This is a genomic window from Christiangramia sp. LLG6405-1 (assembly GCF_045055805.1).
Lineage (GTDB): Bacteria > Bacteroidota > Bacteroidia > Flavobacteriales > Flavobacteriaceae > Christiangramia.
The window spans coordinates 3,311,581-3,328,914 of record NZ_CP159330.1; the positions used below are offsets into that span (position 1 = coordinate 3,311,581).

The 17,334-nt window shown below is 33.0% G+C and carries 19 protein-coding genes; 18 read left to right on the plus strand and 1 reads right to left on the minus strand.

Annotated features, from left to right (window positions below; translation table 11 throughout):
• Positions 1-255: 255 nt before the first annotated feature.
• The 15 genes from ABVM50_RS15240 (at position 256) to ABVM50_RS15310 (ending at position 13,350) form a co-directional block, all read left to right on the plus strand.
• Positions 256-528 carry an XRE family transcriptional regulator gene (locus ABVM50_RS15240; RefSeq protein WP_405199349.1) on the plus strand — a complete coding sequence of 91 codons (273 nt, stop codon included), beginning with the start codon at positions 256-258 and terminating at the stop codon, positions 526-528.
• Positions 529-1,106: 578 nt separating this feature from the next.
• Positions 1,107-3,689: an ATP-binding protein gene (locus tag ABVM50_RS15245; RefSeq protein ID WP_405199350.1), complete on the plus strand. Its 2,583-nt coding sequence runs from the start codon at positions 1,107-1,109 to the stop codon at positions 3,687-3,689.
• A 2-nt stretch (positions 3,690-3,691) separates the two neighbouring features.
• Positions 3,692-4,366, plus strand: coding sequence for a hypothetical protein (locus ABVM50_RS15250; RefSeq protein ID WP_405199351.1), 675 nt, complete (start codon positions 3,692-3,694; stop codon positions 4,364-4,366).
• Positions 4,356-4,922, plus strand: coding sequence for a hypothetical protein (locus tag ABVM50_RS15255; protein ID WP_405199352.1), 567 nt, complete (start codon positions 4,356-4,358; stop codon positions 4,920-4,922). Before ABVM50_RS15250 ends, ABVM50_RS15255 begins: the two co-directional genes overlap by 11 nt.
• Complete coding sequence (locus ABVM50_RS15260) at positions 4,923-6,815, plus strand: class I SAM-dependent DNA methyltransferase (protein ID WP_405199353.1); 1,893 nt, start codon at positions 4,923-4,925, stop codon at positions 6,813-6,815.
• Between the two features lie 15 nt (positions 6,816-6,830).
• Complete coding sequence (locus ABVM50_RS15265; RefSeq protein WP_405199354.1) at positions 6,831-8,132, plus strand: HNH endonuclease; 1,302 nt, start codon at positions 6,831-6,833, stop codon at positions 8,130-8,132.
• 56 nt (positions 8,133-8,188) lie between these two features.
• Complete coding sequence (locus ABVM50_RS15270) at positions 8,189-8,461, plus strand: hypothetical protein (protein WP_405199355.1); 273 nt, start codon at positions 8,189-8,191, stop codon at positions 8,459-8,461.
• 154 nt (positions 8,462-8,615) lie between these two features.
• Positions 8,616-9,029, plus strand: coding sequence for a LexA family protein (locus ABVM50_RS15275; RefSeq protein ID WP_405199356.1), 414 nt, complete (start codon positions 8,616-8,618; stop codon positions 9,027-9,029).
• Positions 9,026-10,288 (plus strand): Y-family DNA polymerase, encoded by a 1,263-nt coding sequence (locus ABVM50_RS15280; RefSeq protein ID WP_405199357.1) that lies wholly within the window; start codon positions 9,026-9,028, stop codon positions 10,286-10,288. Before ABVM50_RS15275 ends, ABVM50_RS15280 begins: the two co-directional genes overlap by 4 nt.
• 35 nt (positions 10,289-10,323) lie before the next feature.
• Positions 10,324-10,743, plus strand: coding sequence for a hypothetical protein (locus tag ABVM50_RS15285; protein WP_405199358.1), 420 nt, complete (start codon positions 10,324-10,326; stop codon positions 10,741-10,743).
• A 501-nt stretch (positions 10,744-11,244) separates the two neighbouring features.
• Positions 11,245-11,385, plus strand: a complete 141-nt coding sequence (locus ABVM50_RS15290) for a hypothetical protein (protein ID WP_405199359.1) — start codon at positions 11,245-11,247, stop codon at positions 11,383-11,385.
• A gap of 79 nt (positions 11,386-11,464) precedes the next feature.
• Positions 11,465-11,611 (plus strand): hypothetical protein, encoded by a 147-nt coding sequence (locus ABVM50_RS15295; RefSeq protein ID WP_405199360.1) that lies wholly within the window; start codon positions 11,465-11,467, stop codon positions 11,609-11,611.
• Positions 11,612-11,737: 126 nt separating this feature from the next.
• Complete coding sequence (locus ABVM50_RS15300) at positions 11,738-11,980, plus strand: hypothetical protein (RefSeq protein ID WP_405199361.1); 243 nt, start codon at positions 11,738-11,740, stop codon at positions 11,978-11,980.
• A gap of 41 nt (positions 11,981-12,021) precedes the next feature.
• The gene (locus ABVM50_RS15305) at positions 12,022-12,207 is read left to right on the plus strand and encodes an SH3 domain-containing protein (RefSeq protein ID WP_405199362.1); all 186 of its coding nucleotides are present in this window, start codon (positions 12,022-12,024) and stop codon (positions 12,205-12,207) included.
• Positions 12,208-12,228: 21 nt separating this feature from the next.
• Positions 12,229-13,350, plus strand: coding sequence for a DUF4236 domain-containing protein (locus ABVM50_RS15310; protein ID WP_405199363.1), 1,122 nt, complete (start codon positions 12,229-12,231; stop codon positions 13,348-13,350).
• A 57-nt stretch (positions 13,351-13,407) separates the two neighbouring features.
• Here the strand turns inward: ABVM50_RS15310 and ABVM50_RS15315 are convergent, their stop codons facing one another.
• The gene (locus ABVM50_RS15315; RefSeq protein ID WP_405199364.1) at positions 13,408-14,079 is read right to left on the minus strand and encodes a hypothetical protein; all 672 of its coding nucleotides are present in this window, start codon (positions 14,077-14,079) and stop codon (positions 13,408-13,410) included.
• A 368-nt stretch (positions 14,080-14,447) separates the two neighbouring features.
• Between ABVM50_RS15315 and ABVM50_RS15320 the strand changes: the two genes are divergently transcribed.
• The 3 genes from ABVM50_RS15320 to ABVM50_RS15330 all read left to right on the plus strand — a co-directional run bounded on the left by ABVM50_RS15320 (position 14,448) and on the right by ABVM50_RS15330 (position 17,254).
• Positions 14,448-14,618: a hypothetical protein gene (locus tag ABVM50_RS15320; protein WP_405199365.1), complete on the plus strand. Its 171-nt coding sequence runs from the start codon at positions 14,448-14,450 to the stop codon at positions 14,616-14,618.
• A 67-nt stretch (positions 14,619-14,685) separates the two neighbouring features.
• Positions 14,686-16,587: a sensor histidine kinase gene (locus ABVM50_RS15325; protein ID WP_405199366.1), complete on the plus strand. Its 1,902-nt coding sequence runs from the start codon at positions 14,686-14,688 to the stop codon at positions 16,585-16,587.
• A gap of 1 nt (position 16,588) precedes the next feature.
• Positions 16,589-17,254: a DNA-binding response regulator gene (locus ABVM50_RS15330; protein ID WP_405199367.1), complete on the plus strand. Its 666-nt coding sequence runs from the start codon at positions 16,589-16,591 to the stop codon at positions 17,252-17,254.
• The last annotated feature ends 80 nt before the right edge of the window (positions 17,255-17,334 follow it).

Sequence of the window (17,334 nt, forward strand, 5' to 3'; positions counted from 1 at the left end):
TGACTAAGCTTATTGTATCAGAGGTACTGGTATACCTTGCACACAGATAAGTCAGATGACACGCCCGGGTCGTGAGCATCCTTGCTTATCACCTCGTGTGCTAAAAATTACCAGTTTTCTGATACGAGACTCAAAGCGAAATGCTTCTAATATTTTAAGAAGTTCGCAATATATTAATTATGAAGTAAATATATACAAAAATATTGTAATGCATATGCATTACAATAAAAAAATTGAATTAGCCCAAATTGCAGTATGGGTAAGCTCAGAAAAGAAGACATAATTTTACGCCAGAAAATTAAGCTGAGATTAAAGCGATTACGGGGAAGAGAATCCAAATCAAGCCTTTCGAAAGAAATTGATATTGATAGACAAAATTTTCAACCTTGGGAAGAGATAGGTTCAGAAAGAGGAATGACTATTTATTCCATTAGTAGAGTTTGCAAATCACTGGGAATAACCCTTAAAGATTTTTTTGATGATGATATTTTTAAGGAAACTCTAGAAGATCATCCCAATCAAGATTAGAATAGATCTAATTTATCCGGATATCTTTATAGATTTCAACGAAAACCTATAAAGGGAATATGAAAGATATAGATTACCTCCATCCTACCGGTTGTATAAGTTCTCCTTTTTTGAAGATCAGGTCATATTGATGGTGAACTGTAAGAAGCTTTAATTCGCAAAAAGTTGTTTTTTCACGTCTATAAAGCACTTCCATACACATTAAATCAATATTTTACCTCACCCTATCTAGGAAAATTGAAATAACTATGAATTTTCTATAAGCTACCTAATTATAATTTCTCACCATTCTTTGATTAACTAAATTATTTTGTGAATTATTAATTTTTGCTACTTGATGGAAACTACCTCCAAAAGCACTAGAACTTAAATCTAAATTTTTAAGTTACTTATTAAAATAGAACTTAATATATTCGCATTAATCAGCATTTAACGTAAGTGAATTTCCATTATTTAATTCCTTAAATTCAATTCTAAACAAGCGAAATGAATTAAGTCTGATAAGAGTAGATTACCATTTGACAATAAAATTAATGGAAATCATTTATATCTTCTAGCTATTTCTAAAGATGAGAAACATGCAACCAAATAAAATACCTTTTACAGTTTCAGCAAGGACGGCTCGATTAATAGGAAGAGAAAATATCGCAACCTCCAAAGGAGCAATAATTGAATTGGTTAAAAATGGTTATGATGCTGATAGCAAAATCAGTATCGTTTATTTTGATAATAAATATTCAAGTTTTTCTAAGGAAATAGATGAACAACATTATAATACCCTTATAAACAAAGGTATTTCTTCTGATTTAATGGCAAGTTTATATTCTTATTATGAGGATGAAGAATTATATATTTTTCACGATAATATAAACGATGATAAAAAAAAGGAATTCAAATCATTAATATCAGAATTCTCCATCCTTTATATAATTGATTCAGGAGAGGGAATGACTCAGAATATAATACGCGACCATTGGATGACTATAGGAACAGACAATAAAGCAAATAATGTCTTTACCAAATCTGGCAGGGTCAAATCAGGCGCAAAAGGAATAGGTCGTTTTGCATTAGATAAACTCGGAGGAAAATGTGAAATGACCACTATTTTTGATCCTTCTTCTCATTTAACCGATACGGATTTTGAAGGAAATCCAACAAATTATAGTGGTTATAAGTGGTTGGTGAATTGGGAAGATTTTGAAGGTGACTACAAAACAATCGGTTCTGTTGGAGCACTATTAATTGGATTAAATTCAGATAATTTAAAGGAATATCTGGAAAAAATTATACCCAAAGAATTTCTTCAAAAAGTGAACTCAGAAAAAGAATTTAAATCTGGAACAATTTTGAAAATAACAGATTTAAGGGACAATTGGGAAGATTACTTTGTTGATCAGGTATACTCTGATTTAGAAGTACTTGTTCCTCCTAAAGAAAGTGGCGGCTATGAAATCTATGTATTTAGCTCCTTAAATTCTAACAAATACGGAGAAGTTCTCGGATCAATTTGTGATGATTTTGATTATAAGCTTATAGCTTCAGCTGACGAAAATCAAAACGTAAAAATTAAAGTATTTAGAAATGAATATGATATTGAGTTAATCCCAAATGATTTTTTTGAGCGAGAAGAAATGAAAAAAGATAACTATAGAAAATCAGATTTTCTAAAAGGTTATTGGGAAAAAACTACAACATTTTCCAACTTACTAAAGGGATTTAACGAAATTGACGAGGAAAAAATTTTTGATAATATTGGCTTATTCGATTTTACTTTTTACTTTTTAAAACGCCAGACCAATTCAGCTGATGCTAAGAAATACTTCCATAGAAATTTTATGTCCAACAGTCGCAAAGATTGGCTAAATAAATTTGGAGGTATAAAATTATTTAGAGACAACTTTAGAGTAAGGCCATATGGTGAAGTAAGTAATGTTGCTTTCGACTGGCTTGGACTTGGTAATCGTAAATCGTCAAGTCCCGCTGGAGTCGCAAAAAAGGAGGGTGGCTATAAGGTCGAACCTGAAAATGTAGCTGGTGCTATTAGTATCTCTCGGCTAACCAATGTAAATTTTGAAGATAAATCAAGTCGTGAAGGACTACAGGAGAATAAAACTTTTCGAATTTTCACTTTATTAGTAGCTGAAATTATCTCAGAATTTGAAAAAGATAGAGCATATATAGCTAGAGTAATGTCCGATTATGATGATCAAAAGTATGGCCCTGAGAGAGACAGACAGAAGGCAGAAAAGCTTAAGAAAGAAATAATCGCAAAAAGTCGAGCTAAAAAGGAATCATTACAAGGAATTTCTCCTGAAAGCCAAGAGGAAGAAAGTAACTCCGATAAGGAAAAAGAAATTTTAGCTAGTGAATTAGAACGTCAAGAAGAAGAAATTGAAAAGCTAAAGGACGAACAAAAAATTTTACGTGGTCTTGCCAGCAGCGGAATAGTATTGGCGTCATTTAGTCATGATTTAAGTAAATTAAATGATGTTTTAGCTTCAAGAACTGATAAATTAAAAAATCTAATGTCTGAAAAGATTTTAGAATCCGATTATTTTCATGTACGAGATAGTAAAAATCCTTTTAAACAAATAGAAAGAATAAAAAAACAAGATGTTAAACTCCAGAACTGGTTAAATTTTTCATTAGGAGCGACAAGAAAAGATAAAAGGAAGAGAAAACAATTATTTCTAAAACCATATTTTTTAAACCTAAAGGAGGATTGGAGTACTGTTTTAAATGAACGAGGTATCGAAATGAACTTAACAGAAATTGAGGAACTTGATATGCGAGTATTTGAAATAGATATTGATAGTATATTCAATAATCTACTTGTAAATTCCATCGATGCGTTTATAAAATCTAAAGAAGACAGAAAAAGAGAAGTTATCATAAAAGTTAGAAGTAATTCAAAAGAAATTATCCTAGATTATCATGATAATGGCCCAGGATTATCTAAAGATATTAACAATCCTGAGGTGATTTTTGAGCCTTTATATACCACAAGAAGGAATCAACATACTGGTGAAGAAGAAGGCACTGGTTTAGGAATGTGGTTAATAAAATCAATTGTAGAAGAAAATGATGGAAAAGTGTTACTCCTCTATCCAGAGACTGGATTTGGAATACGTTTAACTTTTCCAATTAAATATAAAAGATAAGAATGTATAAATTATTATTTATTGATGAAGAAAAGGATACTTTAGATGATTTTGAAGATTTTGTAGAGGATTTCACTGGGAAAACGGAACTTACCGCTGTTAGTCGTCTTCCTTTATCAAATAAAGGTGAAATGATCGATGAAATTATAAAGATAGCTCCTGATGCTCTCATTACAGATTTCAGATTAAATGAAATGAAAAGCGATATAAATTATAATGTACCTTATAATGGGGTTGATTTAGTTGAAGAATTTCAATCGATTAGAAATTATTTCCCATGTTTTGTTTTAACGGCTTTAGACGATGAAGCTGTCAGTCAAAGTGATGATGTGAACATCGTATATGTTAAGAACCTAATTTATAATCAAGAAGAAGCAGAAGGAAAAGCAAAAGCTAAATTTTTGGATAGAGTTGTGAGCCAAATAGAACATTATAGAGCAAGAATTGAAAACGCGCAGACTGAACTTACAAGACTGATTGAAATTAGAAAGCTAGGAAAAGCAGATATCGAGGTTGAAAATCAGATCATAATGCTGGATGATTTTCTGGAAAAATCAATCGACGCAAGAAATTCAATACCATCGGAATTTAAATCCCTCTCTAATTCAAATAGATTAGATAACATTTTGAATAGAGTTAATAAAATTTTGCAAAAATTAGATAACGATGCCGAATAAATTTCGACTAACAAGACCGAAAAGAACATGCACTAAAACATATAAAAGTTATCGGAGCTACAAATCATATTTAGCAAATGACTTCAATAACCGTTGTGGATATACTGATTGTCCTGATTTTTGGTTTGGAGGTAAAAATAATTTTCATATTGACCATTTTAAACCCTATTCCAAAAATCCAGATTTAGTTTCAAATTATTCGAATCTCGTTTACTGTTGTTCCTACGTCAATATCCTAAAGTCAGATGATGAAGGGAGTTATATTGATCCTTGTGAAATTGATTTTAATGACCATTTTGAAAGATTACAGGATGGAACTATAATACCTGTTAAGAATTCTGTGGAGGCAATTTATATGCATACAAAGCTGAAGCTTGGACTTGTTAGATATAGTCTAATCTGGAAATTAGATGAAATGTTTCAAAAGAAAATTAAACTTCAATCTATAATAGACAAAACAAATAATGAGGAAATTAAAGGAGACTTGCTACAACTCTACTATGAGTTGGATAAAGAGTTCTCCAGATACATGAATTACTTAAAGGCTAATCAATAGGTGACTAGTACAATATTTAAAACTCTTAAATCATATTCTACTAAACCAATTGAAGTAGATAGGCTTATTGTATCAGCCTTTTTAGAAATTAATAAAGTTGAAGTACGAAATAATACGATTATAAAATCTTTAATTATAAAACAAAAGGATACCTCATTTCGTAACTTAAAATTTTTTATTTCCACTATAAAATCTGAAATTAAAAACTTTGATTTAGAGGCTTTAATTGAACTTTTTGAATTCGTAATTTCTCCGTCAGATAGAATAATAAATGGAGCAATTTATACGCCATTTGAAATAAGAAATTACATAGCCCAAAAATCAATTTCTAATAAAGCAATTCTTAATTCAAAATTTAAAGTATGTGATCCTGCCTGTGGCTGTGCAGGTTTTCTTTTAACTGCCAGTCAATTAATCCATAAACATACCGGGAAAAGTTATTCGGATATATACAGGGAGAATATTTATGGATTAGACATTCAAAATTATTCTATTAAACGTTCAAAAATCTTATTAAGTTTAGCTGCAATCTTAGAAGGAGAGGACGAAAATTTTGAATTTAATCTTTATCAAGGGAATGCTCTAAGTTTTGAATGGTCTAACATTCTTAAAGGATTTAAAGGATTCTCAGTCGTAGTAGGGAATCCGCCATATGTTTGTTCCAGAAATATAGATGAAGAATCTAAAGCATTATTAGATAATTGGTCAGTTTGTTCAACAGGACATCCAGATCTATACATTCCATTTTTTCAAATTGGAATAAATCTTTTAGAAACTGGTGGAAAAATGGGTTATATAACCATGAATACTTTCTTTAAAAGTGTAAACGGGAGAGCACTTAGAGCGTATTTTCAGGAAAAAACTTCAAACCTGGAAATTATAGATTTTGGAGCTTATCAGGTATTTGATTCTAAATCTACTTACACTTGTATTTGTTTGTTCGAGAACACCCCTTCAGACCATTTAGATTATGTGAAATTAGACAACCTTAATGATCTACTTGAAAATAACTTTAATTCAAAAAAGATCCATTACAAAACTCTTAATTCTGAGAGAGGATGGAATTTAGAAGAACAACAACTAATTGATAAAATTGAAAGTACTGGAATTGCCTTAGGTAAAAAATTTAAGTCTAGAAATGGTATAGCTACCTTGAAGAATAAAATTTACATATTTGATCCATTTAGACATGATGAACAATTCTACTATATTATTCATGATGGCAAAGAATATCCCATTGAAAGGAATTGCTGTGTTGATATTGTAAATCCGAATAAACTTATTAATCTAGACTCGGTTGAAACACTTCGGAAAAAAATAATCTTTCCTTATGCAATCAATAATAACCAAGTAAAGACTATCGACGAGAATCAATTCGCGAATAATTTCCCGAATGCTTATAGTTATTTAGATTCTAATAGAAAAGAGTTGGCTAAAAGGGATAAAGGCAAGGGGGCGGAATATGATATTTGGTATCAATATGGAAGAAATCAATCCTTAGAACCTTTTCCGTATAAACTATTATTTCCGCATATCTCACCACATATACCTAATTATGTAACTAATGATGAGCCTGATTTACTATTTGTAAATGGCTTAGCAATCGTATCAGAAAATCTCCGAGATTTAGAATTTTTAAGGAAAGTTATGTCCTCAAGATTATTCTGGTTTTATATAGTAAATACGAGTAAACCCTATGGCTCCGGATATTATTCCCTTAGTAGAAATTATATCAAGCATTTTGGAATTTACGAATTTAATGAAGAGCAAATAGAATATTTGATCTGTACTGAAAACCAGAATGAAATAGACCTTTTTCTTGAAAGGTTATATAACATTGATTTGAGTCATTTTAAAACTCCAGACCAAAACTTAGAAACTGAGGCGGCTTAAATTTTCAGAATAATAATGACAGGAGAATCCTTAAGAACTTTGTTCGAAATAGAAGTATCCCATGCTCTTTACAGAAAAGACGGTAAATGGTATCATAATCTTAAAAAATTTCCGGGAATACTTTTCGATCATACAGGTTATATAGTTTTTGAAACAGAAGAAGACTATATTAATAATCCCTATTTAAAAATAACTAAGGATCTTCATATTAAAAATGGTATTAGTTCTATACCAGGCTATCAGAATTTCACAACGGATCAAAAAGATTTAATAGAGAAAACCTTTTTTAGAGATTCTAAAGATCCTCTGTCAAAACCGATGATAAATGATGTTATAATTAAAAATGAAGTGTTTAACAATTATTCTCATTGGTTTAAAAAACTAAAACGAGGTGCGAGTGGACGTTTAGGCAAAGCACCTCATAAGCCAATTTTACTTCTGGCAGTTATTAAGGCTATAGGTAAAAACCAGATTTTAGATCATCGCATTTTTATCACCCCCGAGCTTCTTTTAAACTTTAGGGATATTTGGAGTCAATTAGTAGATACAGGTCATACTGAGAATTTTGCGCTTCCTTTTTTCCATATGCGTTCGGAGCCTTTCTGGAGACTAATAGCAAAACCGGGAATGGAAATAGGAATCACCAGTTCTGGAAGTATTAAAAGTTTTAAAAATCTCAAAGACACCATCGCATTTGCTGAAATTGACAGGGATTTATTCTTGCTTCTTCAGCAATCTCATTTTCGTGAGTTCCTCAAAGTACAGTTATTAGATCAATACTTTTACAATGCAAAAAATAATTATCTAAATAATCAGGATTTCACGAAAGAGTTTGAACTCGAATTTCAAATTCAGAATGCGTCTAGTAAAGAATACAAGGAGAAAATTCAATTAATCAAATCAACACTTGGCGAAAGCCAATTCCAAGAAGAACTTTTTATTCGTGGCGGGTTATTTAAAAGGAGTATTCCGAGAATATACGATCATCGTTGCTGTATCTCTGGAATGCGGATTATGGGGCCTCCAAACATACAGATGATTGATGCCTGCCATATTTACCCCTTTAGTCTTTCCAATGATGATACGGTTAAAAACGGGATTGCTCTATCCCCTACCCTGCACCGTGCTTTTGACCGCGGGCTTATAAGCATTACCGAAGATTATAAAGTAAAGGTTTCTGCGGTCGTTAATGACACTGATTCTAATTTTACCTTATCTCAGTTTCACAACAAGAAAATTTATCTGCCTAATAGAGAGTCTTGGTATCCTTCTATTGAATCTTTAGATTGGCACCGAGAGCATATATTTCTCAACTAATTATTCAAATTTATAATAGTATTGCTATTAATTTACCAATTAAAAAATATGACCGCATGGGACTCAATGCTTTAATTTCAATAGATCTAAAGAATAACCGAAAAGATAATTGTGAAATTTTCGTGGAAGAAATGCAACATAAAGAATGGTCTCTTCTGGAAGAGGTTTCGAATACCTGGGTAACAAGTTTTAATGAAGGGGTTACCAGGGAAAAAGCACTACAGGTTATACAGAATGATATACTGGAGAGTAAAACTAAAGCTCAACTTGATACGATTAGTCTAGCGGTTCAATTAGCCGAAAAGGATATAGTATTTGGTGAGTTTTAATGGCTGTCTGGTAAATTTCAAAACACATAAACCCAGGAAGTAAAAGCTACTACCGTTTTTTCACGGTCTTTATAATTATTAAAATTTCGATATACTAATAAATTTGGAATAATTCCATTTTTATGTAATTATTCCAATCACTACTTTTGTTTCTATGAAAGTAGTTCCCATATCATTTCCCAAAATCCCTATCTTGCCCTTTATAGGCTCCATAACCGCCGGTTTCCCATCACCTGCAGATGATCACTTAGATAATTCGATTGATTTAAATTTAGAAATTATTAAAGATAGGGATGCCACATTTTTTGGCCGTGTAGAAGGAGATTCTATGACCGGTGCCGGAATTGAACACGGTGATCTTTTAGTAATCAATAAGGGTTTGGAACCCAGGAATGGCAAAATAGCAGTTTGCTTTATCGATGGTGAATTCACCGTAAAGCGGATAAAAATTGAGAAAGATGTTATTTGGCTGATTGCTGAGAACCAAAAATATAAACCTATCAAGGTAACCCATGAAAATGACTTCTTGATCTGGGGTATTGTGACCAATGTAATCAAGTATGTATGATGTATGCCCTGGTAGACTGCAATAATTTCTATGCTTCCTGTGAGAGAGTTTTTAATCCTTCCTTAGAAAACAAGCCAGTTGTAGTTCTCTCTAATAATGACGGCTGCGTTATCGCCAGAAGTAACGAATCCAAGGCAATAGGTATCCCAATGGGCGCGCCGGCTTTTCAATTTGAAAAATTGTTTCAGAGTAATGGTGTTCATGTATTTTCCTCCAATTATGCGTTATATGGAGATATGAGCAGACGGGTAATGAATATACTTTCTGAATTTACTCCTGACATTGAGATCTATTCTATAGATGAAGCCTTTCTTCTGCTTGCAGGTTTTGAAGAACATTTTGACCTGCAAACTTATGGCAGAAAAATGATCCAGGCCGTAAGAAGTAGAACTGGAATTCCTATTAGCGTTGGTATCGCGCCGACCAAGGCGCTAGCAAAGGTAGCCAACAAAATCGCTAAGAAATTTTCAAATAGAACTGAAGGTGTTTACATTTTAGATAGTCCTGAAAAGATCAGAAAGGCATTACTATGGACTAAAATTGGTGATGTTTGGGGTATTGGCAGGCAGTATGAGAAAAGGCTCACCGCTCTTAATATTAAAAATGCGCAGCAGTTTGTGGAACTACATGATGAATATGTGAGGAAAGAGTTTTCTGTAGTAGGTTTACGATTGAAACGTGACCTTTCTGGTCTTACTACGTTATCATTAGAAGCCACTCCGGTTAAAAAAAATATTGCAGTCACCCGAGCATTTGAAAAAATGTATAGTGAGTATGATGATCTCAAAGAGCGTGTTTCAACCTATGCCATTAAAATTGGTGAGAAACTTAGAAAACAGGAGAGCAACTGCTCGCTAATTCAAATCTTTCTGCTTACCAACTCCTTCAGGAAGGATCTAAAGCAGTATCGGGCGAGTATTTCCATTTATACTCCTTATCCTACTAATTCAAGCATCACATTAGTAAAAGCTGCTCTCACAGGTTTGAAGATGATTTTTAAAGAAGGGTATCAATATAAAAAAGCAGGTATTATAGCTAGTAAGTTAACTCCCGGTAACCAGAAACAATACCAACTATTTGCAAAAGAAAATCCTAAGCATACTAATTTGATGAAAGTTGTTGATCAGTTGAATTTTAGGGAAAATAATAAGATAAAGTTCGGTGGTCAGGATTTAGGACGTACCTGGAAAATAAAGCAGGGAAAATTATCAAATCGTTACAGTACGAGGCTTAATGAATTGATAATCATAAAGGTTTAATGAATATCTTTATATAAGATATCAACATTATATTGATGAAACTTCTAATCCCGTTATTACTAATTTACAGTTCATTATTTGCCCAGACTACTTATAAAAGTCTAGCTTCCGAGTACTACTATTTAAATTATGAAGAACCATCGAAAATTGAATGGTTGGAACGAGATATCATCATTAGCGATCGTAATATTGTCGTGAAAAGTTTTGGTAGAGAGGCTATTGATATTCAAAGTTGGACTGTTCAGCGTAAGAAAAAGATTGTTTCCAACAATGAGACCTTGGAGGTGATTGATGTATTTCTTTCATCTGGCGAAGAACACGAATACCCGGCCACTTTCACTATAATACATCCACATGATGGGAACGTGGAAATTATTACCTGTGAAATACCACCAGATTCCGTATTGAAATTAGCAGATGGCGCACCCATTACAGTTAGATTATTTATCGATTGATGAAATTAATTTGGAAGGAACACAAAAAATTGAACACTTACCCCCTACTTGTGCTAATTTCACCTGCCATTCAGGTAAGAAGATAGTTGCGTTCACAATAGCAAGGGCCCGAACTCTCTGTCTGAGTTAAAATCTATCAGTTTTTTTTTATCCTCCATTATTCATTTGCAGCACATTAAATAATGAGCCTTACGGATTGTCGTAATTAAAATTCATATCATGGGTTTACCTTTCAATGCAAATTGAAAAATATAGTATTATGCCCGACTATTATGCAAACAAAAACCCACAGTCCAATGGAGATCACGAGGTTCATGAAGATAAATATTGCACGAAACAACCTGAGCTGGTAAATCGATTAGATTTAGGTTATCATACAGATTGTCACAGCGCGGTGCGTGAAGCTCAAAAAACCTATAATCAATCGAATGATTGTTACTACTGTTGCAAACCTTGCCATACTAGCTAACCCTTTAAAGAGAAAATTCTAAAACTCAAATTATGGAACCACTTACAGCCATTAAACCGGGACCAAAACCTAAAAAACCCGACGGTACACCAGATAGAAGAAGACGGGTGAATCCAGAAACAAAACCAAAACATCCAAAATTAAAACCTCATGAGCATAAGCCTGGTGATTAGGACTTAGTTTTATGGGAAACCGTAAGCATGTATAGTTGGATCTTTTTAATTTTCAATTGAATTTAAAAATTATATGATTATGGCAGTAAAGCATACACCATCAGGAGAAGTACACAAAGGGCAAAAAGGAGGAACTACGGGTTGCGGGGTAGATACTAAGAGCAAACCCGATCACTGGATAAATACTTCGGCCAGTATTACCTGTTCTAAGAATGGCTGTAAGTAGAAAAACTAAGGTATAATTCCTGAATAATAAAATGAAGTCTTTGGTGAATTCTAATAATTGACTATCTCAATAAAATGAAATATTTTCTTCCGGTTTTATTTACCTTCTTTTTATCTCAAATTGTAATTGCACAGGAAGCAATTAAAGAAACTTCTATTGCTTCCTGCTGTGATGGAAAAGAAGCCAAGTGCACTGGATCCTCCTACTGTAGGGCCTGCTCTAATTGTAGTAGATGCGGCCATTGTAATGGTGGCGGTTCCTGCGGAGTATGCGCAAGACGAACGAGTACTTCAACATCAAACTATTATTCTAATTCTAACAGATCTTCCCGAACTCTTAAAACTTCCACTAGAAATTCCTTTTCTCTAGCAAACGATCCTCAATCGGAATATTACCTCAAAACGCTCAAAGTGACCTCAAAAACTTTGAATTTAAGAGAAGGTCCAGGTTCTGAGTATGATATTATAACCACTCTACCACTACATAAGGAACTCATTTATTTAGCCATGATAGGTGATTGGGTTAAAGTAAAAAGCAGGAATGAAGAAACTACAGGTTTCGTTCATTATAAATATGTGGTTGTAGTTGACAAGTAATATACTTTTTGAAAATTAATCATGGCCTGGAGATATCGCAAAAAAATAAAATTAATTCCTGGAGTACATTTAAATTTAAGTAAGAGCGGAATAAATACTTCTATAGGAGTAAGAGGTGCGAGCATTACTTTGGGTAAAAACGGTACTTATTTAAATACCAGTATTCCTGGCACAGGCATTTACCAAAGGCAAAAATTATCTGGAAGTACTAAAAATAATCCTGGCAAAAATGGTTTTGCCCGGAGTTCTCTAGTGAATGATGAAACGGAAATCGTAAGTGCTGATGTAAATGAAATCACCAGCCGGGATATGATGGAGATTAAAGAGGCCATTATTATGGCTGGAAACCAAAGAGCAGAACTTAAAAAGGATCTGGCAAAAGTGCGTTCAAAGCTAAATCTTACACGGCTACATCTGGTTATCAGTTATATTTTTCTATATGGTCTAATTTTTAAGATTGCTAATAAAATCAGGGAGGATATCGCTGCTCAAAAATTGGCTATCCTACAGTTAAGGCAGGAGATAGGACACTGTTATGTCAATCTGGATATAGATTTTGATGAAGAGTTTCAAAATAGTTATAACCAGCTAAGGAAACAATTTAGTTCCCTTTGCAACTCCTATAAGATTTGGGACGTAACCAGCGAACAATATCAAGACAGAATAGCCACCCGTTCTTCAGCAAAGAATTTAGTACATAAAAAAGAGATTCGATTTTATATTAGTTCACTAGAATTTATTAAGTGTAAATTCGATGCCCTAGTGTTCAAAAACGCTAATGGAGCAGACCTCTATTTGTATCCAAATTTTGTAGTGATGTACACCAGCCCGTTAAAATTTGCCATTATTGGAATTGATGAGCTGGAATTTCATTACCGCCATGTGAGATTTACTGAAACCGGTACCGTACCTAAAGATTCCCAAATTATAGATTACACCTGGACAAAAGTTAACAAAAATGGTTCTCGAGATAAAAGGTTTAAAGCCAATTACCAGATTCCTGTGGTAAAATACGGTGAAATTCGACTTAAATCTTACACCGGTTTAAACGAGGAGTACCAGTTTAGCAATTACGAATTATCAAATGATTTTGGAGATGCTTTCCTGCAATTTCAAGAGATGATTAAGAATAGTACTGCTTAGTGTAATGACAAAAAACGCTATTCTATACGCAGACTGGATCTTCTATTACTGTCTGCGTTACTTGTTCACTGCGGACAATACATACTTATTAATCATATAATTTGTGATAGGTCTCAAGGTTTTACCGTTTTCAGGGTTGATTCCGGGAGCTGTAAAATAATAAAGTTCATTATTGAATTTATCATACCACACCTGCACCTCCCCATTTTTAAAGAAGGAGGTGGTATCACTTACTTCGATCTGTCTAAAATTCTCTACTAAATATGCCCTGTATATTTGCTCTCCCCGCTCACCTTCACATTTTTTTGATTCATAATGGTCTTCAACCCAAATCATACATTCTTCACTTTCATTCATAAAACTTATATATCCTGCTGTACATATCAAAGGAATTAAAGCTATCAATACCCACTGTCTAAAACCTTTTATAGCGTACTGGCCTTTGGGTTCTTTGGTTACATTGATTTCTAACTTATTGTTTTCAGCTGAATTTTTAGAAAGTAAATATTCATTGTAATCTGAATATCCCAGGTATCTGGCCAATATATCTATAGTTTCCCCTTTAGGAATACTGTCATTTTTATAATAGCGCTCAAGAGACTTATAGGAAAGCTGATACTTGAAATTCTCAAGCAAGCTCTCAGAAATATATTCACACTTTCCCCTTAAGCTTTTTATACCCGATTCCTTCTCAGCTTTTTTAAATATTTCCTCCAAAAATTTCTTCATAGGTAAATTTTAGACTCCAGAACAGTTTTACAATTTAACATCTAATCCACTCATTTACAAATAGATCGATTATGAGACAAAATTGTCTCACAGTTGTCCCACACTTGTCTCAGCAAAAACCTCCATCACCTCCAATATTTGCATCGTGATCGAATGACTATTGGGCCTGCAACCTAATGTGCGCAACATTCCTCACTCATGATTAATCAATACGGCCTGCAGGGTCACCGGGAAGTAACTCATTGCTGCCGTATTGGTTTTCAACTTCCCAAAGGTATCCGGTTTACGGATTTCCACATTACGGAATGTCGTAAAAACAGGGCTTGGCTCTAATGGCATTCTCATGTCAAACTTTTAAAAATTAAATCATGAAAAAAATAATATTAGCACTAGTCATACTGGTTGCAAACATGTCACTTATCGCTTGTACCGATGATAGTCTGGCAGAAGCACAGGAAGAAATAAACGCTCCACATTATGCAGATTCTGATGATGAGCATATTGATCCACCAGAAGATCCACCAAGTGATGGGGAATAATGATCAGTAATTAGAAAGCCACTTTTAAAAGTGGCTTTTTTTTATGCATTTTGTATAAATTGGTCTTATGAATAAAGCTTACCCCCTGCTTGCTTTTATTTTAGTTATCATCGTTAGTTGTACGAATAATAATGATGTAAATCTAACAAAAAATAGGACCGATCATGCCTACGAACTATTTCTTGAAGCAAAAAAGGAAAAAGAAATAGGAAAGAAGCTAAAGTTACTGGAAACTGCCAATTATAATATAAAGTCTATAGAAGATACACTTTTATATGATATACTCGATAACCAAATCTATTACCACAATTCCATAAAAGCCTACGATAGCTCATTATATTATTCAAATGTAATGATCAATAATGCTGCAAAAATCAATGACACTTTAAGCCTGGCGAATGGGTACTACCGTAAGGCCAGAACATTCCTTTACTTAAATAAACAAGAGCAGGTTCTAGAAAACATGTATAGATCTCAAAGTCTGTACAAATCGATTCATGATTCTATTAAGGTAGGAAAAAGGCTGGTTGAACTGGCTAATGCTCAGGATAGACTCGGTGATTTTACAGGAAGCCATCAAACAGCTACAGATGCCCTAAATTATATAGCGAATGATGATTCAATTTATCTAGCTAGTGCTCATACTCTGCTGGCATTAACCAGCTCAAAGCTGGATGACTTCGAAACATCTATCAAGGAGAATTTGGAGGCCTTGAGATATGTGAACACACTTAATGACAGCCTAGTAATTCTAAATAATATTGGTGTTAATTACAGAAGAATCGGGAATTTCGCAAAATCTAATGAAATTTTTGAAGATGCAATAAATAAGGCCCAAGACTCTATTAGAATAACTCGAAGCTTAAAGGACAATTATTATTACAATCAATATTTTTTTACCGGCAAAAATGTAATTCCAGAACTTGAACAGATTGCAGCACAAAGAGAAAGATCTAATGATACTGAAGGCCTTCTTAGTAGTTACAACCACCTTAGCTTAATGTATCAGAAATATAACCTAAATAAAGCTAGAGAAATAGCTAAACGGTATTTAAGCACTGCAAAGGCATTTGGAAATTCACAGGAAGAACTAAAAGCTTTTGAAATACTTATTCAGCTTAATAAAGAAGATGCTAGTCGAAACTATGCACAGGAATATTTTACTCTAAATGATAGTATAAATACTGCTCGAAATAAGATTAAAAATCTATTCGCTAAAATCAAATTTGATGAAGAGGAAAAATTAAAAGAAATTGAGAATCTGGAGATCCAGTCTGCTGCGAGTAAACTGGAAGCAGAAAAAGAAAAAAACCAAAAGACTATCGTTACTATGGTATTAATTTTCCTAGTAGTAACCGCCATAATTATTTATTATCTTATAAAGCAAAATCATAAAAGAGATAAGATTAAGGAAATTTATGAAACCGAAGCCCGCTTATCGAAAAAGGTACATGATGAATTAGCCAATGATATTTTTCAAATTATGACTGATAAATCGATCACAGATACTTCAATAATTGACCGACTCGATAATGTATACCAAAGAACGCGAAATATCTCTAAAGAAAATAGTCTAATTCACACGGGTTCTGATTTTTCAGAGGAACTTCAAGGAATGATAAGCAGTACCATTCCGTCTACAACCAAAATATTCTTAATTGGATTAAGGAATATTGAATGGGACTTTTTCAGTCAGGAAAAGAAAATTGTAATATACCGGGTTCTTCAGGAATTACTGGTCAATTTTCGGAAACATAGCAAAGCCAGTCGCTTAAATTTAAGATTTGAAAATGAAAATGGAAATCTAAAAATTTTCTATAAGGATAACGGTGAAGGCACTACCCTTAAAAGCGAAAAATTCTCTGGTCTTCGTAATATGGAAAACCGTATTCATTTAATTGACGGATCTATTAAATTTCTATCTGAACCAGGTTCTGGTTTTTCTTGTCGAATAAATATTAACCGTTAAGATGTTCAAAAAAGTACTCATAGCCGAAGATCAAGATTTCGTTAACTTAGGGATTAAAGAAGTATTGCATAAACTGGAAATTGAATATTCCTCTCATACTCAATACTGTGATGACGCTTATTTAAAAATAAAACGTGCTGTTCTGGATAAAAACCCCTTCGAACTTTTAATCTGCGATTTAAATTTCAAGTCAGATCATAGAAACGAACAAATTACATCTGGAGAAGATTTAGCAGCAAAATTAAAGAATGAGATCCCCGGTTTAAAAATAATAATTAATACGGTAGAAGAACATCCCAACATTATTAAGAGGATTTGGAATTCAGGAATAGCTAATGCTTATGTAATTAAAAATAGAAATGGCTTTAAAAATCTTGAATTAACCATTAAAAAACTTTCTTACCATGACAAGTATTTGGCTCCCTCAATAGAGGATAAACTTTTAAAAAACAATATTGTAGAATTATCTGAGTATGAAATAGAACTTTTAAAATATATTTCAAAAGGATATAGCCAGGAGCAAGTTCATAAAATTTTTCAAGAACAAAAAATCTCACCAAATAGTAAAAGTTCAATTGAAAAAAAGCTCAAAGAATTAAGGGGTCTATTTGATGCACATACAAATCCCCATTTAATAACTATTATCAAGGATCTGCAAATCATTTGATTGATTCTTAAATCATCTGTAAAATTTCCACATATTTCCCAGATTACGGGAACCCGTAAGAGTTTAATTTTCAGACATAT

Excerpts from the sequence above, each read along its gene's own strand:
- ABVM50_RS15325 (WP_405199366.1), top strand. The coding sequence starts at position 14,686 with ATGAATAAAGCTTACCCCCTGCTTGCTTTTATTTTAGTTATCATCGTT.
- ABVM50_RS15295 (WP_405199360.1), top strand. The coding sequence starts at position 11,465 with ATGGCAGTAAAGCATACACCATCAGGAGAAGTACACAAAGGGCAAAAA.
- ABVM50_RS15315 (WP_405199364.1), bottom strand. The coding sequence starts at position 14,079 with ATGAAGAAATTTTTGGAGGAAATATTTAAAAAAGCTGAGAAGGAATCG.
- ABVM50_RS15275 (WP_405199356.1), top strand. The coding sequence starts at position 8,616 with ATGAAAGTAGTTCCCATATCATTTCCCAAAATCCCTATCTTGCCCTTT.
- ABVM50_RS15330 (WP_405199367.1), top strand. The coding sequence starts at position 16,589 with ATGTTCAAAAAAGTACTCATAGCCGAAGATCAAGATTTCGTTAACTTA.
- ABVM50_RS15265 (WP_405199354.1), top strand. The coding sequence starts at position 6,831 with ATGACAGGAGAATCCTTAAGAACTTTGTTCGAAATAGAAGTATCCCAT.
- ABVM50_RS15290 (WP_405199359.1), top strand. The coding sequence starts at position 11,245 with ATGGAACCACTTACAGCCATTAAACCGGGACCAAAACCTAAAAAACCC.
- ABVM50_RS15320 (WP_405199365.1), top strand. The coding sequence starts at position 14,448 with ATGAAAAAAATAATATTAGCACTAGTCATACTGGTTGCAAACATGTCA.
- ABVM50_RS15310 (WP_405199363.1), top strand. The coding sequence starts at position 12,229 with ATGGCCTGGAGATATCGCAAAAAAATAAAATTAATTCCTGGAGTACAT.
- ABVM50_RS15250 (WP_405199351.1), top strand. The coding sequence starts at position 3,692 with ATGTATAAATTATTATTTATTGATGAAGAAAAGGATACTTTAGATGAT.
- ABVM50_RS15280 (WP_405199357.1), top strand. The coding sequence starts at position 9,026 with ATGATGTATGCCCTGGTAGACTGCAATAATTTCTATGCTTCCTGTGAG.
- ABVM50_RS15255 (WP_405199352.1), top strand. The coding sequence starts at position 4,356 with ATGCCGAATAAATTTCGACTAACAAGACCGAAAAGAACATGCACTAAA.
- ABVM50_RS15270 (WP_405199355.1), top strand. The coding sequence starts at position 8,189 with ATGGGACTCAATGCTTTAATTTCAATAGATCTAAAGAATAACCGAAAA.
- ABVM50_RS15285 (WP_405199358.1), top strand. The coding sequence starts at position 10,324 with ATGAAACTTCTAATCCCGTTATTACTAATTTACAGTTCATTATTTGCC.
- ABVM50_RS15240 (WP_405199349.1), top strand. The coding sequence starts at position 256 with ATGGGTAAGCTCAGAAAAGAAGACATAATTTTACGCCAGAAAATTAAG.
- ABVM50_RS15245 (WP_405199350.1), top strand. The coding sequence starts at position 1,107 with ATGCAACCAAATAAAATACCTTTTACAGTTTCAGCAAGGACGGCTCGA.